Annotated in this window: 21 protein-coding genes; 13 read left to right on the top strand and 8 right to left on the bottom strand. The window is 68.7% G+C overall.

Going from position 1 to position 20,149, the window contains the following annotated elements:
- Positions 1 to 12 precede the first annotated feature (12 nt).
- Together ACZ6YV_RS22530 and ACZ6YV_RS22525 are read right to left on the bottom strand one after the other, a co-directional pair.
- Positions 13 to 441, bottom strand: coding sequence for a pyridoxamine 5'-phosphate oxidase family protein (locus ACZ6YV_RS22530; RefSeq protein WP_465511489.1), 429 nt, complete (start codon positions 439 to 441; stop codon positions 13 to 15).
- 80 nt (positions 442 to 521) lie between these two features.
- Entirely contained in the window at positions 522 to 1,727 is a 1,206-nt protein-coding gene (locus ACZ6YV_RS22525) for a lytic transglycosylase domain-containing protein (RefSeq protein ID WP_465511488.1), read from the bottom strand.
- Positions 1,728 to 1,977: 250 nt separating this feature from the next.
- Between ACZ6YV_RS22525 and ACZ6YV_RS22520 the strand changes: the two genes are divergently transcribed.
- The 3 genes from ACZ6YV_RS22520 (at position 1,978) to ACZ6YV_RS22510 (ending at position 6,311) form a co-directional block, all read left to right on the top strand.
- Complete coding sequence (locus ACZ6YV_RS22520; RefSeq protein ID WP_465511487.1) at positions 1,978 to 2,541, top strand: ArsR/SmtB family transcription factor; 564 nt, start codon at positions 1,978 to 1,980, stop codon at positions 2,539 to 2,541.
- Between the two features lie 114 nt (positions 2,542 to 2,655).
- Positions 2,656 to 4,977 (top strand): penicillin acylase family protein, encoded by a 2,322-nt coding sequence (locus ACZ6YV_RS22515; RefSeq protein ID WP_465511486.1) that lies wholly within the window; start codon positions 2,656 to 2,658, stop codon positions 4,975 to 4,977.
- The gene (locus tag ACZ6YV_RS22510) at positions 4,974 to 6,311 is read left to right on the top strand and encodes an alpha/beta hydrolase family protein (RefSeq protein ID WP_465511485.1); all 1,338 of its coding nucleotides are present in this window, start codon (positions 4,974 to 4,976) and stop codon (positions 6,309 to 6,311) included. The genes ACZ6YV_RS22515 and ACZ6YV_RS22510 overlap by 4 nt, the downstream gene beginning before the upstream one ends.
- A gap of 108 nt (positions 6,312 to 6,419) precedes the next feature.
- On the opposite strand, the gene ACZ6YV_RS22505 is transcribed toward ACZ6YV_RS22510, so the two are convergent.
- On the bottom strand, positions 6,420 to 7,220 hold the full coding sequence (locus ACZ6YV_RS22505) for a carbon-nitrogen hydrolase family protein (RefSeq protein WP_465511484.1): 801 nt from the start codon (positions 7,218 to 7,220) through the stop codon (positions 6,420 to 6,422).
- A 103-nt stretch (positions 7,221 to 7,323) separates the two neighbouring features.
- Here ACZ6YV_RS22505 and ACZ6YV_RS22500 point away from each other — a divergent pair, with 103 nt between their 5' ends.
- Positions 7,324 to 7,983 (top strand): GntR family transcriptional regulator, encoded by a 660-nt coding sequence (locus tag ACZ6YV_RS22500; RefSeq protein WP_378245763.1) that lies wholly within the window; start codon positions 7,324 to 7,326, stop codon positions 7,981 to 7,983.
- Here ACZ6YV_RS22500 and ACZ6YV_RS22495 read toward each other — a convergent pair.
- Positions 7,971 to 9,128 carry an agmatine deiminase family protein gene (locus ACZ6YV_RS22495; protein WP_465511483.1) on the bottom strand — a complete coding sequence of 386 codons (1,158 nt, stop codon included), beginning with the start codon at positions 9,126 to 9,128 and terminating at the stop codon, positions 7,971 to 7,973. The two genes, ACZ6YV_RS22500 and ACZ6YV_RS22495, sit on opposite strands and share 13 nt — an antisense overlap.
- An 86-nt stretch (positions 9,129 to 9,214) precedes the next feature.
- On the opposite strand from ACZ6YV_RS22495, the gene ACZ6YV_RS22490 reads away from it, so the two are divergent.
- Together ACZ6YV_RS22490 and ACZ6YV_RS22485 are read left to right on the top strand one after the other, a co-directional pair.
- Entirely contained in the window at positions 9,215 to 9,781 is a 567-nt protein-coding gene (locus tag ACZ6YV_RS22490; protein WP_465511482.1) for a TetR/AcrR family transcriptional regulator, read from the top strand.
- Positions 9,782 to 10,102: a sporulation protein gene (locus tag ACZ6YV_RS22485; protein WP_465511481.1), complete on the top strand. Its 321-nt coding sequence runs from the start codon at positions 9,782 to 9,784 to the stop codon at positions 10,100 to 10,102.
- On the opposite strand, the gene ACZ6YV_RS22480 is transcribed toward ACZ6YV_RS22485, so the two are convergent.
- A complete protein-coding gene (locus ACZ6YV_RS22480) occupies positions 10,056 to 10,742 on the bottom strand; it encodes a TetR/AcrR family transcriptional regulator (RefSeq protein ID WP_465511480.1) in 687 nt (228 codons plus the stop codon). The two genes, ACZ6YV_RS22485 and ACZ6YV_RS22480, sit on opposite strands and share 47 nt — an antisense overlap.
- Positions 10,743 to 10,803: 61 nt before the next feature.
- Between ACZ6YV_RS22480 and ligD the strand changes: the two genes are divergently transcribed.
- Positions 10,804 to 11,742 carry a non-homologous end-joining DNA ligase gene (gene ligD, locus ACZ6YV_RS22475; RefSeq protein WP_465511479.1) on the top strand — a complete coding sequence of 313 codons (939 nt, stop codon included), beginning with the start codon at positions 10,804 to 10,806 and terminating at the stop codon, positions 11,740 to 11,742.
- 82 nt (positions 11,743 to 11,824) lie between these two features.
- Here ligD and ACZ6YV_RS22470 read toward each other — a convergent pair whose 3' ends face one another.
- The 3 genes from ACZ6YV_RS22470 to ACZ6YV_RS22460 form a co-directional block, all read right to left on the bottom strand.
- Complete coding sequence (locus ACZ6YV_RS22470; RefSeq protein ID WP_465511604.1) at positions 11,825 to 14,209, bottom strand: ATP-binding cassette domain-containing protein; 2,385 nt, start codon at positions 14,207 to 14,209, stop codon at positions 11,825 to 11,827.
- A gap of 233 nt (positions 14,210 to 14,442) precedes the next feature.
- The gene (locus tag ACZ6YV_RS22465) at positions 14,443 to 14,682 is read right to left on the bottom strand and encodes an alpha/beta hydrolase (RefSeq protein WP_465511478.1); all 240 of its coding nucleotides are present in this window, start codon (positions 14,680 to 14,682) and stop codon (positions 14,443 to 14,445) included.
- Positions 14,683 to 14,694: 12 nt separating this feature from the next.
- The gene (locus ACZ6YV_RS22460) at positions 14,695 to 15,198 is read right to left on the bottom strand and encodes an Lrp/AsnC family transcriptional regulator (protein ID WP_378245776.1); all 504 of its coding nucleotides are present in this window, start codon (positions 15,196 to 15,198) and stop codon (positions 14,695 to 14,697) included.
- 93 nt (positions 15,199 to 15,291) lie between these two features.
- Between ACZ6YV_RS22460 and ACZ6YV_RS22455 the strand changes: the two genes are divergently transcribed.
- From ACZ6YV_RS22455 to ACZ6YV_RS22430, 6 genes are all read left to right on the top strand, one after another.
- Positions 15,292 to 16,476 carry an MFS transporter gene (locus ACZ6YV_RS22455; RefSeq protein ID WP_465511477.1) on the top strand — a complete coding sequence of 395 codons (1,185 nt, stop codon included), beginning with the start codon at positions 15,292 to 15,294 and terminating at the stop codon, positions 16,474 to 16,476.
- A gap of 152 nt (positions 16,477 to 16,628) precedes the next feature.
- Positions 16,629 to 16,817, top strand: a complete 189-nt coding sequence (locus ACZ6YV_RS22450; protein ID WP_093935756.1) for a hypothetical protein — start codon at positions 16,629 to 16,631, stop codon at positions 16,815 to 16,817.
- A 45-nt stretch (positions 16,818 to 16,862) separates the two neighbouring features.
- A complete protein-coding gene (locus ACZ6YV_RS22445) occupies positions 16,863 to 18,005 on the top strand; it encodes a type III PLP-dependent enzyme (protein WP_465511476.1) in 1,143 nt (380 codons plus the stop codon).
- Positions 17,995 to 18,366: an adenosylmethionine decarboxylase gene (gene speD, locus ACZ6YV_RS22440; RefSeq protein ID WP_465511475.1), complete on the top strand. Its 372-nt coding sequence runs from the start codon at positions 17,995 to 17,997 to the stop codon at positions 18,364 to 18,366. The genes ACZ6YV_RS22445 and speD overlap by 11 nt, the downstream gene beginning before the upstream one ends.
- Positions 18,366 to 19,226, top strand: coding sequence for a spermidine synthase (locus ACZ6YV_RS22435; RefSeq protein ID WP_465511474.1), 861 nt, complete (start codon positions 18,366 to 18,368; stop codon positions 19,224 to 19,226). The genes speD and ACZ6YV_RS22435 overlap by 1 nt, the downstream gene beginning before the upstream one ends.
- 109 nt (positions 19,227 to 19,335) lie before the next feature.
- A complete protein-coding gene (locus tag ACZ6YV_RS22430; RefSeq protein WP_465511473.1) occupies positions 19,336 to 20,055 on the top strand; it encodes a GAF and ANTAR domain-containing protein in 720 nt (239 codons plus the stop codon).
- The last annotated feature ends 94 nt before the right edge of the window (positions 20,056 to 20,149 follow it).

Below are 20,149 nucleotides of genomic sequence, written 5' to 3'. Positions count from 1 at the left end.
ACCGTCGGTTCGTCAGGCCTTGCCCTGGTCGTTGCTCAGCCACTTCTCCGGCCGGACGCGGACCAGAACGGAGTTGTCGCTGAGCGCGCCGTCGACGTACTTCGTGCCCTCGTCCTCCGGCAGGTAGCGGTGCGCGATCTTCAGCGCCTGCTCCCGGCTCGGCGGCGCGTCGTTGGCGACGACCGGACCCTCGGCCGTCACGTACTTGTACGGCAAGGTCTCCGACTGCGCGACCAGGCTGAGCCTGCCCGCCTTCTTGATCGCCTTGTCCTTGACCGAACCGCCGTCCATCCAGATCAGGAGTTCGCCGCCGGGCTCGTAGTCGTACCAGACCGGCACGGCCAGCGGGGCCCGCCCTTCGCGCTCCACGGCCAAGACCCCGATGTGGACCTCGCTCAGGAAGGCTTCCCGTTCCTCGGCGGTCATGACGAAAGACGACATCCGTGTCTCGCTTCTCTCGGTTGACGATCTACGAGAAGCGATAACGCGGGCCGGGTTCAGGACATTCCGGGCGGCGGTGGTCAGGGCTTGGCCGAGGTGGAGCTGGTCGGGGTCGTCTCGCCGGTGTTCCCCGCCGGGGTCGACGACGGCGCCGCCGAAGACGTGCTGGACGGCGGAGGCGTCGAGGACGGGGGAGTGCTCGAAGGCGGAGTCGACGAGGGAGGCGTCGACGACGGCGGTGTGCTCGTCGGCTTCGAGGGCGAACTGCTGCTCGGAGGGGTGCTGCTGCTCGGAGGGGTGCTGCTGCTCGGCGGGAACGACGTGCCGGGCAACGGGATCGGCGGCGGCGTGGTCGTACCGGGCGGGGGAGTGCCGGGCAGCGTCGGGACCGGGAGCTGGCCGCCGGGCGTGTCGGCGGCGACGTTCGAGGAGTCGGGCGCGCCGACCGGGACCTGGCTGTCCGGGAACGTCGCGACACCGCCGCGGTAGGAGACCGCCCAGCGGATCACGGTGTCCACATAGGACAGCGAGTGGTTGTACCGGTACACGGCAACGCGCTGGGTCTGCTCGGACGTCAGGTCGACGCCGCCGGAGCAGAGGTAGCGGCCCGAGCCCAGTGTCGCGTCGTAGATGTTGTTCGGGTTCGACTCGCCGTCGCCGTTGCCGTCGGAGGCGTAGCCCTTCCACGTGGACGGGATGAACTGCGTCGGGCCGACGGCGCGGTCCCACACGGTGTCGCCGTCGTACTTGCCGCCGTCGGTGTCCGGGATCGCGGCGAACGGACCGGCTCCGTTGAGCTGCGGGCCGAGGATCCGTTCGAGGGTGTTGCCCTTCGCGTCGACATATCCGCCGCGCGCGTGGTTCGACTCGATCCGGCCGATACTGGCGATCAGCGCCCAGTCGATGTGACAGCCGGGCAGTTCCTTCGCGAGGATGTCGGCCGCGTTCTTGTACGCCTTCATCATGCTCGCCGGGATGCCGAGCGCGCCCGAGGGGGCGAACGAGCCACCGGAGTTGCCGGTGCCGCCGGGGACGGTCAGCGGGTCCGGATTGGGTGGCTCGGGGAGGCTGCCGTCGACGGCGATCTCCGGGACCGTGCCCACCGGCGGTTGCCAGGCCGCCGCCTGGTTCTGCGGTACGGCCGGCTTCGGTGCCGCGATGGGCGCATCGGGACCTGCCGACGCGGTGACCGCGGGCAGGACGGCGAGCGCGCCACCGGCGAGCGCGAAGGCCGTCCGGTGCCGGGCGGACAACTTGTCCGTCTGTCGAGGGCGGTGCTTCGGCATGTTTTCTCCCGCAAGGTCGACTCCGGGCAAAACTATCCGATACAACCGAATTCCGGGGAGGACACAACGAAAAATCCGCGAACCTGTCGAGTTTTCGTCCGCCCGGCACAAGACCTTCGTAGTGAAGTTGTCAATTTCACGCTGAGTTCACCGAAACGCCAGCACAATCGTCCGGCATTTCGGGAACGCGGTCCGGACTGCGTGCAAAGACGTCTTTGCACAATCTCCTTTGCACGGCTATCTTGGTGGCATGACCGGCCCGCCGTCACCCGAAGAGATCACCGATCCCGCCGTGTTGAAGGCGATGATGCATCCGCTGCGCAGGCGGATCATGGAGTCGCTGGGCAGGGAACCCGCGACGGCGACGAAGCTGGCCAAGGAACTGGGGGAGAGTTCGGGCGCGACCAGCTACCACCTGCGAGAACTGGCGAAGTACGAGTTCGTCGACGAGGCGCCGGAACTCGCGCACGGCAAAGAACGCTGGTGGCGCGCCCGGCATCGAGACATCCGCTGGCCACGGCACAGCGAGCAGAGCGAAGAGATGCGCGCGGTGTTCGGCGAGGCACATCGCGCCGCGTTCACCGAGGACCTGGAGCAGATGGCGCGCTTCCTGCGGCGTCGCGACGAACTGGGCGAATGGGGAGACGCGCTGGTGTTCTCGCGCGGCGCGGTGCACGTGAACCTCGAGGAGCTCAAGCAGTTCTGGGAGGAGTACCTGGACCTGCTGCGCCGCTACTGGCGGCCGGAACCCGGCCCGGACGCGCGGAAGGTGTTCGTGCGCTGGACGGCGTTCCCGGATCCGGACGGAGAGTGAGGGAGGGGAGCTGAAAAAGCCCGGTGGGAGAGCGGCCACTCGACCACCGGATCGCGTCACCACGCCGGACGGCGTGTCTTCACGAACGACAACTCCACACAAAGGGGGAGCAGCATGCTGCTCTGGAAGAGAATCGCGGCCGTCGGCGCCGCGGCGAGCCTGCTCGCGGCGGGGACCGCGACGGCCGCGCAACCGCCGGACGGGGCATCCCGTGACGGTGCCACTATCCGCTACACCGAGTACGGCATCCCGCACATCGTCGCGAACGACTGGGTGAGCCTGGGCTTCGGGCAGGGATACGCCGCGGCCAAGGACAACCTCTGCACGATCGAGGACGTCGCTGTCACGACCCGGGCCGAGCGCTCCCGCTGGCTCGGCCCGGACGCGCCGCCGACGAGCGGCGTGAGCCAGGCGAGCACGAACCTCGCCAGTGACCTGTATTTCCAAGGCCTCAACGAAAGCGGCGTGGTCGAACGCCTCGCCGCGGAACCCGCGCCACGCGGGCCGTATCGCGAGGTCCGCGAACTGATCCGCGGGTACGTCGAGGGCGTGAACAAGTACCTGCGCACCGGCGAGATCACCGACCCGGCCTGCCGGGGCGCCGGCTGGCTGAAGCCGATCACCGAACTCGACGTCTACCGGCACAGCCACGCGGTCGGGATGATCTTCGGGCAGGGCGGCGTCGCGGACTCGATCACCGCGTCCCTGCCGGGCGCCCCGCCCGCGGGCACCGGCCGTGAGCAGATGACCGGGGAGAGCGGGATCGGCAGCAACGCGATCGCGATCGGCTCGGCCGCCTCGGCGAACGGGCGGGGTGTCTCGCTGGCCAATCCGCATCTGCCGTGGCAGCTGAGCGGGACCAGGTTGTGGCAGTCGCAGCTGAGCCTGCCGGGCAAGCTGAACGTCAGCGGCGCCGGCATCCCCGGTATCCCGATGATGTGGCTGGGACACAACGAAACCGCCGCCTGGAGCGGCACGGCCACCGACACCACCCGCACGTACACGCTGTTCGAACTGAAGCTCGTGCCCGGTTCGCCGACGACGTACCTGGTCGACGGGAAGCTCGAGCCGATGCGGCGCGGCGACGTGAGTGTGCTGTCGCGCAAGGCGGACGGCTCCCTGGAGCGCGTCGTGCGTCCACAGTGGACGACAAGGTACGGGCCTGTGACGACCCGGCTCGGGAAGCGGGAACTGCCGTGGACGGCGTCGAGCGCCTTCGCGATAGCGGACGCCAACGCCGGGAACCTCGCGATGACGAACTCGATGTTCGAGATCGCCCGCGGCCGGACGGCGGGGGAGATGATCGGCGCGGTCCGCAAGACGCAGGGACTGCCGTGGATGAACATCCTCGCCACCGATGATCGCGGGAAGGTGGAGTACAGCCAGATCCACGGAGTCCCGCACGTCACCGACGAGAAGGCGGCGCGCTGCGACACGCCGCTGGGCAAGGAACTGTTCGACGCCGACGGGATCGCGGTGCTCGACGGTTCCAGGACGGCCTGCGCGTGGGGCCGCGACCGTGACGCGCTGCGGCCCGGCGTCTTCGGCCCTTCCAGCCTGCCCACCCTGAGCAGGGACGACTACCTGGCGAACTCGAACGACAGCTACTGGCTGTTCAATCCCGCCGAGCCGAAGACCGGTTTCCCTCGCATCGTGGGACCGGTCCGGTACGAGCAGAACATGCGGACACGCGGGGGCTTCGTCGCAATCGCCGACCAGTTGGCGAAAGGCGGCTTCACCGGGCAAGCGATGCGAGACCTGATGTTCTCTCATCGGGACCACGCCGCCGAACTCGTCCGGGAGGACGTCGTCGGGATGTGCCGCACGATGCCGGAAATGGACGCGGCCTGCGCGGCGCTGGCGAACTGGGACGGGCGTTCCGACGCCGAGAGCCGGGGCGCGCTGCTGTTCGACCGGTTCTGGTCCAGGGTGGGCCGGATGGGGCCGGAGATCTGGAAGGTCCCCTTCGACGTCAAGGATCCGGTCAACACCCCGAACACCCTTGACACCGGGAACGCGGCGATCCGCAAGGCGCTTTCCAGTGCGGTCGCGGAGCTGAAAGCGGCGAACATCCCGCTCGACGCGCCCTACGGTGACAATCACTACGTCGTCCGCGACGGCCGGAAGGTCCCGCTGGGTGGCGGGACCGCCGGGCGTGGGGTCTATGACTCCTTGGGCGGGCCTTGGGATCCGGCTCGTGGGTACACCGAGATCGTGCACGGCGGGACGTACCTGCACGTCGTCGCGTTCAACGGCACCGGCTGCCCGGACACGACGACGCTGCTGACCTACTCCCAGTCCGCGAACCCGAGGTCGGCGCACCACAGCGACCAGACGGAGCTGTACTCACGCAAGCAGTGGGTCACCGAACGGTACTGCGAGAAGGACATCCTCGCGTCGCCGTCGCTCGAGGTGGTCCGGGTGAGCAGGCGATGATCGCGGCATTGTTCGCGGCGGCGGTGGTGGCGGTGTCGTCGCCGGTGCCCGCAGCCGCTCCGGCGGGCGACGTCTCGTTCACCAGCCACGGCGTGACCTTGCACGGAACGGTGGTCGCGCCGGAAGGCGGCGGCCCGGTGCCGGGGATCGTCATGGTGCACGGCTCGGGCGAGCACGACAGGGACGACTACCGCACCGAGGCCGAAGCGTTCGCCAAGGCGGGGATCGCGACCCTGATCTACGACAAGCGGACCGAAGGCTATTCGCTGTTCGAGCGGGACTACTCGGTGCTGGCCGACGACGCGCTCGCCGCGGTCCAGGCACTGCGTTCGCGTCCGGGGGTCGACCCGGCCCGCGTCGGGGTGTGGGGCCTGAGCGAAGGCGGCTGGGTCGCGCCGTTGGCGGCGTCGAAGTCGAAAGACGTCGCTTTCGCGGTCACTGTCGGGGCCAACGGGGTCTCACCGGACCGCCAGCAGTCGTGGGCCTTCGAGACCTACCTGCGGCACGGCGGGGTCACCGGCTCGATGGTGGACATGGTGGCGTCAACGAACATGCGGACCCTCGCGGGCGCCGGTGCGTTCCCGGAGGCCGGGTACGACCCGGTGCCGGTGCTGGAGAAGCTGCGGCAGCCGGTGCTCGGGCTGTGGGGTGAGCTGGACCGGCTGACCCCACCCGGCGAAGCCGTCCGGATCTTCCGGGAAACGCTGGAGAGGACAGGGAACCGGCAGTACACGCTGAAGGTGTTCCCGCAGGCACAGCACGGGCTTCGGCGGACCACGGACGGTTTCGACAAGCTCGACGGCTTCGCTCCCGGCTACCTCGACCTCGTCGGGACCTGGGTGAACGGCCTGAAGGACGGGCCGGTCCGGCCGTCCGCCGACCCGCCACCGGTACAGGCGAGCGCGAGTGTCGCCCTGGCACCGCTTGCCTGGTACGAGGCGCCGTGGGTGCAGATCGGCGTGTGGGCGCTGGCGTTGCTGGCGTTCGCGGCCTATCCGGTGACGGCGTTGTTCCGCCGACGTAAGGATGTCCCGCTCGCCCGGCCGGCACGCTGGCTGGCGTCGACAGGGTTGGCTGCCACGGCGGGATTCCTCGTCTACTACGTCGTGCTGACGACGGGTGCGGCGATGGCGCCGGGTCCGGTCCTTTTCGGACGGACGTTGCCGTGGCTCGCGCTGCAGCTGATCGCTGTCGGCGTCGTCGCCGCTGGGGCGGTCACGGCGGTTTCGTGGTGGCGCAGGAAGGAACAGGGCGGAGTCCGGGTCGGTCTGCTGCTGGCCGGAGCCGTGCTGTTCGTGCCGTGGGCCGTCCACTGGGGACTGCTGGTGCCGTGACGTGAGAGCCTGGGTGCCGGGCGGCCACCCGGCACCCAGGCGAACGGAAGCCGCGTCACCACGCCCGAGGGCGTGTCTTCACGAACGGACCTCCGGTTCAGAAGATACTCAGGACTTCGGGGTGACGGCGAACCGGCGCAGTTCCAGCGCGGGATTCTTGGCGCGTACCTCGGAGATCCGCTCGGCGGAGACCTCGCCGGTCGCGGTGCCCGTGCGCTCGCCGAGCGAGGCCACGACGACACCCATCGGGTCGACGATCATGCTGTGCCCCGAGCCCGCCGGAGCCGCCTGTCCCGCCGCGACGAGGTAGATCGTGTTCTCGATCGCCCGCGCCCGGACCAACGTGGTCCAGTGGTCCTCCTTGAGCGGGCCGGGCATCCATTCCGCGGGCAGCACCACCGCGTCGGCGCCCGCGTCGACCAGGCGGCGGGTGACTTCCGGGAACCGCAGGTCGTAGCAGGTCTGGAGGCCGAAGGTGATCCCGTCGACCTCGAACGTCTCCGGGGCTTCGATGTCGCCGGGCCGGACCAGCTCCGATTCGCGGAAACCGAAGGCGTCGTACAGGTGCAGCTTGCGGTAGAGCGCGGCGATGGCGCCGTCGGGACCGGCGGCGACGAGGGTGTTCGAGATCCGCTCGCCACCGGGGAGGGCTTCGTTGATTCCCGCGACGACGGTGATCTGGCGGTCCTTCGCGAGACCGCGCAGCTCGGTGACGAACGGTCCGTCGAGTTCTTCCGCCGAGGTCACGAATTCCCGGCTCATCGTCGGTACGGTGAACAGCGAGTACTCGGGGAGCACGACCACTCGCGCACCTCGGTCGGCCGCTTCGCCGACGAGAGAGGCGATGCGGGCGAGGTTGGCCTCTTTGTCGTTGCCGGGCGCGAACTGCGCCACCGCGACGTGCACCATGGGACCCCTTCCAATCAGTGGAAGTCTTGTATACATGATGGATACTTGGCTGGTCCAGGTGTAGGCTCAGTCGCGGAAAGTAACGGAATAGAGGGGGAACGAGATGACTGTGACCGCCGAAGGGGGCGGCCCGGCGCGCGAGCGGGTCTACACGTGGCTGCGCGACGGAATCATCTCGGGTGAGCTGGAGGGCGGCCGTTTCCTCGACGAAATGTGGGTCTCCGGTGTCGTCGGGGTCTCCAGGACGCCGGTGCGCGAGGCGTTCCACCGGCTGGCCGCCGAGCGGTTCATCAGTCTCTTGCCGCGCAAGGGCGCCCAGGTGCGCACGGTCACCGCCAGGGAGCTGGAAGAGGTCTACCAGAGCAGGCGGCTGATCGAAGGCCACGCCATCGCGACGCTCTGTGCGAACAGGGCCGGTGCTCCCGCCGAAATGACGGAACTCATCGAAGCGATGGTGCGCGCCGGTGCCGAAAGCGACTGGTTCGCCGTTTCGGGGCTGGACCGGCGCTTCCATCGCGCCATCGTGAACGCCGCGGGCAACACCGTCTTGACCGAGCTGTACGACACGCTCCGCTCGCGGCAGCAGCGCGTCACGGTCCGCGCGCTGGAGGCACGCCCGGAAAGGCTGACGGTGATCAACGACGAACACCGGGAGCTGGTCGCCGCGCTGGACGACCATGACGCGAAAGAGGCGTCACGGTTGCTGGAGCAGCATTTGCGCCCGGTGTCCGAAGTGATGTCGGTGCTGCCTCAGGAAGGCTGACCCGGCTGGTCGTGCGTCGAGCAGTGGATCCCGCCGCCGCCCGAGGCGATGGTCGAGATCTTCACCGGAACGATCTCGCGGCCGGGGAACTGCTCGCGCAGGATCTGCTGCGCGCGCTCGTCCGCCTCCGCGTCGCCGAACTTCGGTACGAAGACCGACTTGTTCGCGACGTAGAAGTTTGCGTACGAGATCACGCTGTCCTCGCCGTAGCCCTCGACCTTGTCCGGAGCCGGCTGGACGAGGTCGATCACCTTGAAGGGTTTGCCGTCGGCGTCGGTGGCGCTCGCGAGCACCGACCTCGCCTGATCGGCCGCGCGGGACCACGAGTCCGGCGGGGTGCCGGGCGCCGCCTTGTCCAGGAGCACGACGCCGGGAGCGGTGAACCGGGCCAGGCAGTCGACGTGGGCATCGGTGATGTCCTCGCCGCGCACGCCCGCGAACCAGATGACCTTCCGGACGCCGAGCACCTTCTTCAGCTCGTCTTCGATCTCCTGGCGGCTCTTGCCCTTGTTGCGGTTGTCGTTGACCAGTGAGCTTTCGGTGACCATCAGCGTGCCGGCGCCGTCGGTCTCGAACGAACCGCCCTCGGCGGTGATCCAGGTTTCGGTGCGGGCCAGGCCGTACTTGCCCAGCACGGACCGCGCGACGGCGTTGTCCTTGTCGTGCGGCTTCTGCTTGCCGCCCCAGCCGTTGAAGTTGAAATCGACGCCCGCGACCTTGCCTGCCTCTTCGACGAACACCGGGACGGTGTCACGCGCCCACAGGTCGTCGACCGGGATCGGGACGACCTCGACGGTGTCGCCGCACGCCTGTTGAGCGGTTTCGGCGTGCTCGGGCCGGGCGAGGAGTACCACCGGTTCGTAACCGGCGATCGCCTTGGCCAGACCGGCGATCTCCTCGCGGACGGCGGGCAGATCCTCCGCCCAGATGGACTTCGACGCGGGCCACGACAGGTACGTCCGCGCGTGGCTTTCCCATTCGGCGCCCAGCCTGCGAACCCCCGCCGCGGCGGGCTCCGGCGAGCCGGCCGCCGGTGCGGCGGGACTTCCGCCCGGATCGGAACACGCCGCGCTCCCGACGGCGACGGCGCCGACCGCGGTCAGGGCACGCAGGATCGTGCGACGGGGAAGGGACGAATCGAACACTGTGCACTCCTTGGCTGAACCGATGACGACACGATAGCATCCTGACTGAAAATTCAGTCAGGATCAGACCGCTAGGGTGAGCACTCGTGTTCGAACGTCAGCAGAAGATCTTGGAAGCGGCCGTGCGGGTGATCGCGCGCAGCGGTGTACGGGGCCTGCGGGTCGAGAAGATCGCGGCCGAGGCCGGGATCTCGACATCGCTGATCTACTACCACTTCACCAACCGCGCCGGGCTGCTCCGGAAGACACTGGAATTCGTCAGCGACCGCGCCGCGGCGTACACCGAAGAGGCCTCGGCCGAGGCGGCGGATCCCCGCGCCGAGCTGGAACTGATGCTGTTCGGGGAATTCCAGGAAACCCAGGCGGTGCGGGAGAACAGCACGGCCTGGGGCGAGTTGCGGGCCAGTGCCGTCTTCACCCCCGAACTGCGGGAACCATTGGCGGAGTCGACCCGGATCTGGGTGGACGAGGTCGCCGACGTGATCCGGAGTGTCGACAGCGCCGGAGTCGAGGCGGAGGACGCCGCGGAACGGCTCACCAGCCTGGTCGAAGGACTCAGCGAGCGGTGGCTTTCTGGTTCGATGGACCTGGACCGGGCGCGAGGCCTCCTGCGGGGCGCGATCGCGTTGGAACTGGACAGGCTGGGGGCCTGAATGGGACTCGAAAAGATCGTCAGCGTCATGCGGGACAACCTCACCGTCAGGCGCGTCTACGGCGAGCCCGTCGAGAAGGACGGCGTCGTGGTGATCCCGGCCGCGAGCGTCATCGGCGGCGGAGGCGGCGGGCACGGCACCGAACAGGGCAAGGAAGGTGAGGGCGGCGGCTTCATGCTCGCCGCGCGGCCTGTCGGCGCGTACGTGCTCAAGGGCGGCGACGTGCGCTGGGTGCCCGCGATGGACCTGACCTTCCTGGGCGTGGTCTTCGCCATCACGGTCGCGTCGATCCACAAGGCGCGGCGCCGGCGATCCCGGTGAGGATCAGGTCGATCCCGGTGAGGAACTGCTCCCGGTCGTCGTGCCCCCGCACCTGGCCGGCGATGGCCCGCAAGAACGGGTGATCGCCGGGATCGAGTTCTTCCCAAGCGTTCGCGGCGGCGTCGAGGAGTTCGGCGCGGTCCACGCCTCGCGCGAGCACGCGGGCGTTCGCGGCGTTCTGGCCCGCTGCGCCGAAAACGTAGTGCACCAGCGCTGACGTCGCGGTGAACCAAGTGGACTCGGGGACGCCCAGCAGGCTGACCCGTTGCCCGATGCTTTCGAAGATCCGCGGCGTCACCGAACTCCACGGACTGCGGGAGAGCTGGACGGCGAGTTGCGGGGGAAGCCACGGATGCCGCTCGACCGCGTCGAAGAGGCCGAGCGCGATGGCTCGGATCTCGTCCTGGGGCGAACCCGTGACCTCGATGGCCAGGGCGCCGCCGATGACGGACGCGGTCGCGGCGTCGAGCAGTTCGCCCTTGTTCGCCACATGCCAGTAGATCGCGCCGGGGCCGGTGGCGAGGCGTTCGGTCAGCGTCCGGAAGGTCAGCCCGCTCTCGCCGTCCGCGTCGAGCAGCTCGACGGCGGCCTCGACGATGCGCTCGCGCGTCAGGGCGTCCGCGCGGGTCCGTTGTGCCATGCCGCCATCCTGACAGGATCGAGCGGACGCGGGCCGGTCACTTTCGGGCTAGTTTCCGTGTATGGCGAAAAGCGCGGCGGTGGAGATCGAGGTCGGCGACCGGACGGTGCGCGTCTCCAGCCCGGATCGGGTCTACTTCCCGGCGCGGGGTGAGACCAAACTCGATCTCGTCCAGTACTACCTCGCCGTCGGCGACGGGATCGTGCGGGCGCTGCGGGAGCGGCCGTGCATGCTGCACCGGTTCCCGTCCGGGGTCGCGGGGGAGAAGGTCCACCAGAAGCGGGTCCCGAACGGCGCCCCGGACTGGCTGCAGACCGTCCGCGTCGACTTCCCCTCCGGCAGGCACGCCCACGAACTCTGCGTCACGCATCCCGCCGACGTGATCTGGGCGGTGCAGATGTCGACCGTCGAGTTCCACCCCTGGAACTCCCGCCGCGCCGACACCGAACGCCCCGACGAATGGCGGATCGACCTCGACCCGATGCCCGACTGCCCGTTCTCCACCGTGCGGAAGGTCGCCCACACCGTCCACGAGATCCTGGACGAACTCGGCATCGTCGGCTGGCCGAAGACCTCAGGTGGCGCCGGTCTGCACGTCTATGTCCGGATCGAGCCACGGTGGGGTTTCCAGGAGGTCCGCCGGGCGGCGCTCGCCTTCGCCCGCGAGGTCGAGCGCCGGATGCCCGACGAGGTCACCACCACTTGGTGGCGCAAGGACCGCGACCCCTCAAAGCTGTTCGTCGACTACAACCAGAACGCTCGCGACCACACGATCGCGAGCGCCTACTCGGTGCGCGGAGTGCCTGAAGCCGTCGTCTCGACGCCGATCAGGTGGGACGAGATCGACGACGTCGAGCCGCGGGAGTGCACCATCGCCACCGTGCCCGCGCGCTTCGCCGAACTCGGCGACCTGCACGCGGGCATCGACGACACGGCTTACTCGCTCGACACCCTGCTGGAGTGGGCGGACCGGGACGGTCTCGACGCCGACGGTGAGTGAGGCTCCCTGACCTCGTGAGCGGCAAGGATTGTTAGAACGCGACTTACCACTCACGAGGCCGCCACTCACTGGGCCGGGAGAGTCACTTGCCGACGTAGGCCGCCAGGTGCTCGCCGGTCAGCGTCGAACCGGTCGCGACGAGATCGGACGGCGTGCCCTCGAAGACGACCTTGCCGCCGTCGTGACCGGCGCCGGGGCCGAGGTCGATGATCCAGTCGGCGTGCGCCATGACCGCCTGGTGGTGCTCGATCACGATCACGGACTTGCCCGCGTCGACGAGCCTGTCCAGCAGGCCGAGCAGGTTCTCGACGTCGGCGAGGTGCAGACCGGTGGTCGGCTCGTCGAGGACGTAGACGCCGCCCTTGTCGCCCATGTGCGTCGCGAGCTTCAGCCGCTGCCGTTCACCGCCGGAGAGCGTGGTGAGCGGCTGGCCGAGGCTGAGGTAGCCGAGGCCGACGTCGTTGAGTCTGCCGAGGATCGCGGCCGCGGCGGGGATGCGTCCCTCGCCTTCGGAGAAGAACTCCACCGCTTCGGACACCGGCATCGCGAGCGCCTCGCTGATGTTCTTGCCGCCGAAGGTGTACTCCAGCACCGAGGCCTGGAACCGTTTGCCGTCGCATTCCTCGCAGGTGGTCGACGTACCCGCCATGATGCCGAGGTCGGTGTAGATGACGCCCGCGCCGTTGCAGTTCGGGCAGGCGCCCTCGGAGTTGGCGCTGAACAGCGCGGGCTTCACGCCGTTGGCCTTGGCGAAGGCCTTGCGGATCGGTTCGAGCAGGCCGGTGTAGGTGGCGGGGTTGCTTCGCCGCGAGCCGCGGATGGGCGTCTGGTCGACCGAGACCACGCCTTCCGCGGCGGGGATCGAGCCGTGGATCAGCGAGCTCTTGCCGGAGCCGGCGACACCGGTGACGACACAGAGGACGCCGAGCGGGACGTCGACGTTCACCTTCCGCAGGTTGTGGCGGTCCGCGCCGCGGATCTCCAGTTTGCCGGTCGGCTTGCGGACGCTGTCCTTGAGCGACGCGCGGTCGTCGAGGTGCCTGCCGGTGCTGGTGTCGCTGGCGCGCAGGCCTTCGACGGTGCCCTCGAAGCAGATCGTCCCGCCCGCGGTGCCCGCGCCGGGGCCGAGGTCGACGACGTGGTCGGCGATCGCGATCGTCTCCGGCTTGTGCTCCACGACCAGCACCGTGTTGCCCTTGTCGCGCAACTGCTGGAGCAGGTTGTTCATCCGCTGGATGTCGTGCGGGTGCAGGCCGATGGTGGGCTCGTCGAAGACGTAGGTGACGTCGGTGAGCGAAGAGCCGAGGTGCCGGATCATCTTCGTGCGCTGCGCCTCACCACCCGAAAGCGTGCCGGACGGCCGGTCAAGGGAGAGGTAGCCGAGGCCGATGTCCACGAAGGAGTCGAGCGTGTGGAGCAGCTTCTCCAGCAGCGGCGCCACCGACGGCTCCTTGAGCCCGCGGACCCAGTCGGCCAGGTCGCTGATCTGCATCGAGCACGCGTCGGCGATGTTGACCCGCTTGATCTTCGAAGACCGCGCGAGCTCGCTGAGGCGGCTGCCGTCGCATTCGGGGCAGACGGTGAACGTGACCGCCCGGTCCACGAAAGCGCGGATGTGCGGCTGCATCGCCTCCCTGTCCTTGGACAGGAACGACTTCTGGATCGTGGGGAGCAGCCCCGAGTAGGTCAGGTTGATGCCGTCGATCTTGAGCTTGACCGGCTCCTTGTAGAGCAGGTCGTCCAGCTGCCGCTTGGTGTACTTCTTGATCGGCTTGTCGGGGTCGAAGAAGCCGCAGCCGCGGAGGATGCGGCCGAACCAGCCCTCCATGGAGAACCCGGGGACCGACAGCGCGCCCTCGTTGAGGGATTTGGTGTCGTCGTACAGCGCGGTGAGGTCGATGTCGTTGACCTTGCCCCGGCCTTCGCAGCGGGAGCACATCCCGCCGGTGATGCTGAATTCGCGGCGTTCCTTCGTGGTCCGTCCGGCCTTCTCCGTGGTCACGGCGCCCGCGCCGGAGATCGAGGCGACGTTGAAGGAGAAGGCCTGCGGCGAACCGATGTGCGGTTTGCCGATCCGGCTGAAGAGGATGCGCAGCATCGCGTGGGCGTCGGTGGCGGTGCCGACCGTGGAGCGGGGGTCGGCGCCCATCCGCTGCTGGTCGACGATGATCGCGGTGGTCAGGCCGTCGAGCACGTCGACCTCGGGCCGGGCCAGCGTCGGCATGAAGCCCTGCACGAAGGTGCTGTACGTCTCGTTGATCAGCCGCTGTGACTCGGCCGCGATCGTGTCGAAGACCAGAGAGCTCTTGCCCGATCCGGAAACACCGGTGAACACCGTCAGCCGGCGCTTCGGCAGCTCGACAGCGACGTTCTTGAGGTTGTTCTCGTTCGCACCGAGGACACGGATCAGGTCGTGGCTGTCGGCGGGGTGTTCCTCGGGCGGCTGCGGCCTGGTGGTCTTGCGCATCATGTCTCCATCCTGATGTGGGCCGCGTGTACGGTCCGTCAGCCTCACCGGGCTCGATCTAACCAGCTTCGAGCCGTTCGTCCTCTTCGTTCGTGCGGTACGTCCGCGACGATGATCACGCTAGGTGAATCCGGGCCGCCGTCGCTTCTCGATTCCTGACCGGTGACGACCTCGGTCGTGAGTGGCAAGTGTCGTTCTAACCCCACTTGCCACTCACGACCACCTGCACCGCACTAGAGCAGGGGAGCGAGCAGCTTCTCGCCTTCGGGCCACGGCCCGTGGGCGCCGGTGAGGTGCCCGACGAGGACGGGAGGCGCGAGCGCCTCGTCCAGTCTGGTGACCCAGTCTTCGCGGACGGGCTCGTCCCAATCGTCCTGCGCGAAGCGTTTCGAACCCGGGTACCGGTCACACCACTCGGATTGCCAGTCCCCGGGTTCGGGACCGAACCACCCGCCGGCGAAGAGCAAACTCATGGAGCCCAGTATTCAGACGCTCCAGCCCTCGCTCTTGGTGGCCTTCAGGTAGTCCTCGACCGGCGGCCCGACCGGCCTGCCCTCGTACTGGGTCGACAGCACCACCGACGACCTGATCTCGCCGTGTTTGCCCAGCCGTTCGAAGAGGCCTTCGAGATGTTCGAGCGACACGGCCCGCACCTTCAGCATGGTGCAGCGGTCGCCGCTGAGCCGGTGCAGCTCGACCACCTCGGGGTAGTCCTCGGACTTGCTGGTGCGCAGCAGGCAGCTGCCGAGCGAGCAGCGCATCTCGACGAACGCCTGCAGGCCGTACCCGGCGCGGCGCGCGTCGACCTGGGCGCGGTAGCCGGTGATGACGCCCGCCTCCTCCAGCCGCCGGACCCGTTCGGCGACCGCGGGGGCGGAGAGGTTCACCCGTCGGCCCAGCTCCTTGAACGAGAGCCGGCCGTCGTTCTGGAGCGTTTCGACGAGCCTCCAGTCGAGGTCGTCCAGCGCTCTTTCCGATCGTAAGGTCATCGAGCCCGGATTCCTTTCATGATGCGCCTCGCACCCCCGCGAGGCCTTCGTCAGCCTATTCGCCGGAGCACCGGGAAAACCTAGGTTTGAATCATGAAACCGATGTTCGCGCTCTTCACGGGCGTCGCCTGCCTCAGTACCGCGGTCGTCGGCCTGTCCACCACGGCGGCGTTGATCGTGGTCGAGCACGCCGGTGCCGCGTGGAGCGGGCTGCCGAACGCCGTGCTGGTACTCGGCTCGGCCGTGGGTTCGCTGTCGTCGGGAACGCTGGCCGCCCGCTACGGCAGGCGGCTCGTCCTGATCCTGATGTACGGCGCGGCGGTGGCGGGCGCGGTGATCTCGTTCGCCGGGGTGCTCGGCGATTCCGTGCTCGCGCTGGTGGCGGGGATGCCCTTGATCGGCTTCGGCAACAGCGGGGCACAGCTCTCGCGGTACACGGCGGCCGACCTGGCGCCCGAGCACCGCAAGGGTTTCGCACTGTCCACAATGGTCTGGGCGGGGACCGTGGGCGCGGTCGCGGGGCCCGCGCTGATCGCGCCCGCCGCGGCGCGGGCGGAAGCCGCCGAGCTGCCCGCCCTGTCCGGTCCGATCGCCGCGGGGGCGATCGTCGTGGCCATCGCCGTGATCGCCGTCGCCACTCTGCCGCGGGGCCTCGCCGGCCCGGCGGAGAGGGCGCCGAGGAGTGAGCGGATGTCCGTGCGGAACCCGGTGATCCTCGGGCCACTCGTGGCGATGGTCGGCGCGCAGTTGGCCATGGTGGCGGTGATGACGATGACCCCGGTCCAGCTGCACGAGCACGGTCAGGGGCTCGACGTCGTCGGCTGGGTGCTGAGCGCCCATCTGATCGGGATGTTCGCGTTGGCGCCGTTGTCCGGCTGGATCACCGACCGCTGGGGCGGCCGCGCGACCATCTTCGGCGGGATCGGCACGCTCACCGTCGCGGCGGTCACCGCGATCGGCGCCCCCGATTCGCATCACGTGGGAATCCCCCTCGCGATGTTCCTGCTGGGCTACGGCTGGAACCTGGTGTTCGTCGGCGGCAGCGGCATGCTCAGCCGTGATCTCCCGCCCGCCCAGCGCGGGAGGGCGCAGGGCACTGTCGACGCCTTCGTGTGGGGGACCTCCGCGGTGGCGAGCTTGCTCGCGGGGCAGTTGTTCGGCCTGGGTGGTTACGTTCTGGTCGCCGTCGCGGGCGGTTTGTGCGCCCTCGTCCCGCTCGCGGTGATCGGCCGCCGGGCGGGTGTTCCGGCGCCCGGTGAAAAAGCCGGGCTCCGCTGATCTGCGAAACCCGGGTCCTGCCGTCATACTGCTTCACTCCGACACGAACGAACCGACACGAACGAACCCGTGATGACGCAGATCACGTCGGTGACCGATTCGGAGGGTCTTAGGGTGAAAGCAGACAAGGTGCGGGAGATCGGGGGTGCACGATGAGCGAGTTCGCGGTGAATCTGCGGGACCGGGTACGACAGGCCAGGGAAGACGTCCGGATCGCCAGGCGTGACTCGGACGACGATCGCGCCTCGGCCGTCGGCGCCGATCTGGCCAACCTGGAGCGACTGGCCGCCGAGCACGGCGTGGACCTGCCGGAGCAGGCCTCGGACGACGCCCGGGCGTGACCCCGGGTTCCGTACCGGTGATCGGCCTTTGACACCCTGGGGCGTGTGACCGAAAGCCTGAACCGGATCCGCGCCTTCCTGGCGGACCGCGAGCCGCCGACACCTTGCCTGGTCGTGGACACCGACCTGGTGGCGGAGCGCACGGCCGCGGTGTCGACGGCGTTCCCGGACGCGCTGATCAGGTACGCGGTCAAGGCGAATCCCGCTCCCGAGGTGCTCGACGCGGTGCTGTCGGCGGGAGCGGGGTTCGACGTGGCAGGCACGGCCGAGATCGCGCTGTGCCTGTCCCGTGGCGCGCGGGCGGCGGAGCTGGCCTACGGCAACACGATCAAGAAGCCCGCGGACATCGCGTTCGCGTATGCGCGCGGGGTCCGCGAGTTCACCACGGATTCCGGCGGTGATCTGGCGAACCTGGCCGAGCACGCGCCCGGTTCGCTGGTCTCGGTCCGCCTGCTGACCGGCGGCCCGGACTCGGTGACGCCGTTCGGCCACAAGTTCGGCTGCGAACCTGCGGTGGCCGCCACGCTGCTGCGCCAGGCCGCGGAAGCCGGGCTGCGGCCCGGAATCGCGTTCCACGTCGGTTCGCAGCAGCCTGACCCGGCGGCCTGGGAGATCGGGATCGCGACCGCGGCCAAGGTCGCCGCCGACGCGGGCGTCGGCCTGGAGCGGCTCAACATCGGTGGCGGGTTCGCCACCGAGCACCGCGAATCCGTGCCGTCACTGACGGATTACGCGGCGGTGATCCACGCCGCCCTCGAAGAGCACCTGTCAGGACCGGAGTTGCTGTTGGAGCCGGGCCGCGTGATCGTCGCCGACGCCGGGCTCATCCGGACCGAAGTCGTCTTGGTGACCACTCGCGCCGCCGCCGACGAACGCCGCTGGGTCTATCTCGACGTCGGCAGGTACAACGGGATGGCGGAGTGCGAGAACGAAGCTGTCGCGTATCGGCTGGAGGCCGTCGGCGTCAAAGGTCCGGAAGGGCCGGTGGTCCTCGCCGGGCCGACCTGCGATGGTGACGACGTGTTGTACCAGCGGACGCCGTGCGCGCTGCCGATGTCGTTGCGGGCGGGCGACCGGCTGGACATCCCGGGCACCGGGGCCTACACCGCCAGCTATTCGTCCGTCGCTTTCAACGGGATCGAGCCGTTGCGCACCTATTGTGTGGGGAGGTTCGCCGATGCCGGGTGAAGAACCACTCGTCGGCCGGTTCGCCGGCCGCCACGTACTCGCGGAGTTCGAGGGGATCGAGCCGTCGCTGCTCGACGACGCCGAACTCCTGAAGAAGACCCTCGCCGACGCGGTGACCGAGGCGGGGGCGACAGTCTGCGAGGTCGTGTCGCACTCCTTCGCCCCGCAAGGGGTTACCGTGCTCGCCCTACTGGCCGAATCGCACGCGTCGGTGCACACCTACCCGGAAATCGGTTCGGTGTTCGTGGACGTGTTCACCTGCGGGGACCGGGCCGATCCGGAGCGGGCGGTCGCGCTGCTGGCGAAGCTGCTGGGCGCCGGCGCCGTCCGGATGTCCACTGTGGAACGAGGAGAGAACTGATGGCGCCACGAGTGATCGTCGAGCCGATGGGCGCGGGGCTCAGCCGGAACTGGGACGTCGACGAGGTCCTCTTCGAGGGACGTACCGCGTTCCAGAACGTCCTCATCGGACGGACCGCGCAGGGGATCTCCCTGTTCTGCGACGACGAACGGCAGAGTACCGAGCTGAGCCAGCTCGTCTACCACGAAGCGCTGATGGTCCCGTCGCTGCTGCTCGCCGAACGCGTCGAGCGGGTGCTGATCATCGGCTCCAGCGAAGGGGTCGCCTCCGAGCTCGCGGTCGCCGCGGGCGCCGAGGTGGTCGATCATGTCGACATCGACGCCGAGGCGGTGCGGGTCTGCGCAGAGCACCTTCCTTACGGCTACACGCTCGACGACCTGGCCCGTGCCGAGCGCGGCGAAGGGAAGATCCGGGTCCACTACCGCGACGGCTGGGAGTTCCTCGCCGAGGCACGGGAACGCGGGGACTCCTACGACGTGGTCGTGATCGACCTGCCGGACGAGAACGACGATCCGGCGGCACAGCACAACCGGCTCTACGGTGCGGACTTCCTCGCCCGGTGTACGGCACTGCTCTCCGAAGGGGGAGTGGTCGGCTGCCAGGCGGGCTGTCCGACGGTGTGGCGGAACCAGACACTGACCGCGTCTTGGCGCCGGTTCACCGAGGCGTTCGGAACAGTGCTCTACTACGGTTCGGACGAGCACGAGTGGGCTTTCCTGAGCGGAAGGACCGACGTGCTCGACGATCCCGGAGCCGTCGTCGCGGACAGGATCGGCAAGGCGGGGATCGGCGAGTCCACTATGGATGAAGACGCGCTGCGGGCGAACACCGTGCCACCGATTTCGTTGCGACGGCAGTGAAAATCTCCGCCATCGATATCTCGTCGAGATAACGGTCCGTGACCGATCTTGCGTAGGATCCGCCATCTGGTCGTTGCCGGATGTCTTGGTGCGGACCAGAATCGCTCTGGTGAACAGCTGGCGCGAGGAGATCGCCGCAGGAGTGGACAGGGAAACCGCGGTCTGCGCGGCATTCGCGAGCTTGACCGCGAGTGTTACGGAGGACCTGGGACCGGATCGGGTCGTGGACACGTTGTCCAGCGAATGCGTGCGGCTGCTGCCGATCGATTCGATGGAAGTCTTCCTGCCGGGATTGAAACTCGAACGCCATCCCGCGGTGGTCGAGGAAGGGCCGGCGCTCGAGTCGTTCGAAACCGGGAGCGACATCGTCGTCCGCGACCTCTCCGCCGAGGTCCGGCGCTGGCCCGGTTACGTCGCCAGGATGGTCGGACAGGGCTATCTCGCGGTTTCCGCGCTTCCGTTGCGCGCCATGGATGAGACTGTCGGTTCGATAGCCTTCCTCAGTACCGAAACCGTGGTTTTGAGCGCCGAAGACCGCAGGCTGGGTCAGGCACTCGCCGACGTCGCGACCCTGTGTCTCCTGCAGCAGCGGGATTTGCACCACTACCGGCTGCTTTCGGAGCAGTTGCAGACGGCCCTCGACAGCCGGGTCATCATCGAGCAGGCGAAAGGCATGCTCGCCGCGCGTGCCGGCATCGACGTCGCCACCGCTTTTCAGCGCTTGCGGGCCTTCGCCCGCGGTTCGAACAGGAAGCTGACGGAGGTAGCGCACGAGGTCGTGGAAGGCAAACTGGACAGCGAACGGCTCCTTCGTCCCCGGAGCCGGTGACAACTGCCGGGTGACGACCGGCAATTGCGGGTAGGGCCGTAGGTCACCGGAACCGGGGACTTGTCCCGGAGAACGCGCGACCGTGCGGCCCTAG

It is taken from the genome of Amycolatopsis sp. NPDC102522 (assembly GCF_055584485.1).
This window is presented reverse-complemented; position numbering and strand designations above follow the sequence as displayed.

Coding starts and splice junctions, on each gene's coding strand:
- ACZ6YV_RS22455 (WP_465511477.1), top strand. CDS start 15,292: ATGAAACCGATGTTCGCGCTCTTCACGGGCGTCGCCTGCCTCAGTACC.
- ACZ6YV_RS22515 (WP_465511486.1), top strand. CDS start 2,656: ATGCTGCTCTGGAAGAGAATCGCGGCCGTCGGCGCCGCGGCGAGCCTG.
- ACZ6YV_RS22510 (WP_465511485.1), top strand. CDS start 4,974: ATGATCGCGGCATTGTTCGCGGCGGCGGTGGTGGCGGTGTCGTCGCCG.
- ACZ6YV_RS22460 (WP_378245776.1), bottom strand. CDS start 15,198: ATGACCTTACGATCGGAAAGAGCGCTGGACGACCTCGACTGGAGGCTC.
- ACZ6YV_RS22500 (WP_378245763.1), top strand. CDS start 7,324: ATGACTGTGACCGCCGAAGGGGGCGGCCCGGCGCGCGAGCGGGTCTAC.
- ACZ6YV_RS22435 (WP_465511474.1), top strand. CDS start 18,366: ATGGCGCCACGAGTGATCGTCGAGCCGATGGGCGCGGGGCTCAGCCGG.
- ACZ6YV_RS22525 (WP_465511488.1), bottom strand. CDS start 1,727: ATGCCGAAGCACCGCCCTCGACAGACGGACAAGTTGTCCGCCCGGCAC.
- ligD (WP_465511479.1), top strand. CDS start 10,804: ATGGCGAAAAGCGCGGCGGTGGAGATCGAGGTCGGCGACCGGACGGTG.
- ACZ6YV_RS22480 (WP_465511480.1), bottom strand. CDS start 10,742: ATGGCACAACGGACCCGCGCGGACGCCCTGACGCGCGAGCGCATCGTC.
- ACZ6YV_RS22505 (WP_465511484.1), bottom strand. CDS start 7,220: ATGGTGCACGTCGCGGTGGCGCAGTTCGCGCCCGGCAACGACAAAGAG.
- ACZ6YV_RS22485 (WP_465511481.1), top strand. CDS start 9,782: ATGGGACTCGAAAAGATCGTCAGCGTCATGCGGGACAACCTCACCGTC.
- ACZ6YV_RS22530 (WP_465511489.1), bottom strand. CDS start 441: ATGTCGTCTTTCGTCATGACCGCCGAGGAACGGGAAGCCTTCCTGAGC.
- speD (WP_465511475.1), top strand. CDS start 17,995: ATGCCGGGTGAAGAACCACTCGTCGGCCGGTTCGCCGGCCGCCACGTA.
- ACZ6YV_RS22450 (WP_093935756.1), top strand. CDS start 16,629: ATGAGCGAGTTCGCGGTGAATCTGCGGGACCGGGTACGACAGGCCAGG.
- ACZ6YV_RS22470 (WP_465511604.1), bottom strand. CDS start 14,209: ATGCGCAAGACCACCAGGCCGCAGCCGCCCGAGGAACACCCCGCCGAC.
- ACZ6YV_RS22520 (WP_465511487.1), top strand. CDS start 1,978: ATGACCGGCCCGCCGTCACCCGAAGAGATCACCGATCCCGCCGTGTTG.
- ACZ6YV_RS22465 (WP_465511478.1), bottom strand. CDS start 14,682: ATGAGTTTGCTCTTCGCCGGCGGGTGGTTCGGTCCCGAACCCGGGGAC.